Origin of the sequence: Micromonospora tarensis, from assembly GCF_016803395.1 — a bacterium.
GTDB lineage: Bacteria > Actinomycetota > Actinomycetes > Mycobacteriales > Micromonosporaceae > Micromonospora > Micromonospora tarensis.
Window position 1 is genome coordinate 1 of sequence record NZ_JAEVHL010000525.1, and the last position, 1,093, is coordinate 1,093.

Genomic DNA, 1,093 nt, shown 5'->3' on the forward strand with positions numbered 1-1,093 from the left:
ACTGGCACCCCGGGCGAGCAGCCCGCACCGCCTCCTCCACGCCGCCGTACGCCGGCACCCCCGGCGGCCAGCCGCCCGACCAGGAACGTCGCCACGGTCGGCTTGCCCAGCGCGAGGGCGGCCGGCAGCGCGGCGGTCAGGTCGGCGTCCACGTCGGTCAGCTGCCCGGGCAGCGGTGGGGCGAAGACCACCACCAGGGCGTCCACCCCGCCGTCACCGGCCGTCTCGGCGAGCGCGGTGGCGAACTCGGCGGCACCGGCGCTCGGCCCGACGTCACGGGGATAGCCATCCGCCACGGTGAGGCCGTTCCCGACACACGCGCTGGCGGCGAGACCGGTCAGCGCCGACGAGTTACCGACCACCCCGACCCGGCCACCCACCGGCAACGGCTGGTTGGCCAGCAGCACACCCACGTCGAGCAACTCGGCGACGGTGTCCACCCGGATCACCCCGGACTGGGCGAAGAGCGCGGCCACCGCCACCTCGTCCGGGCCGGCGGTGCCACCCGCGCCGAGCGGCCGGGCTGGTGAGGCGAGCGCGACGACCGGCTTGGCGCGGCCGATCCGCCGGGCCAGCCGGGCGAACTTGCGCGGGTTACCGAAGGTCTCCAGGTACAACATGATCACGTCGGTGCCGCTGTCGTCCTGCCAGTACTGGAGGAGGTCGTTGCCGGAGACGTCGGCCCGGTTGCCGGCCGAGACGAAGCTGGACAGCCCGAGGCCACGCCGGTCCGACTCGGCGAGCAGCGCCACCCCGAACGCACCGGACTGACTGAAGATGCCGACCCGACCGGCCGGCGGCAACGCCGGGGCGAGGGTGGCGTTGAGGCGTATCGTCGGATCGGTGTTGGCCACCCCCAGGCAGTTCGGGCCGACGACCCGCATGCCGGCGGCGTGCGCCGCGCGGACCAGGGCCCGTTGGGTGGCCGCGCCCTCGGCGCCGGCCTCGGCGAAGCCGGCGGAGATGACCACCAGACCGTGCACCCCCGCGGCGGCGGCGTCGCCGACCACCGCGGTCGCGCCTGCGGCGGAACCGCCACCACCGCCAGGTCCAGCGGTGTTCCGGCGTCGCGCGCCGACGGGTACGCGGGCAG

At 75.8% G+C, this 1,093-nt stretch carries 1 pseudogene; it reads right to left on the reverse strand.

Annotated elements, in window-relative coordinates:
- A pseudogene (locus JM949_RS36110) lies at positions 1-1,093 on the reverse strand (CoA-binding protein); the annotation flags it as partial.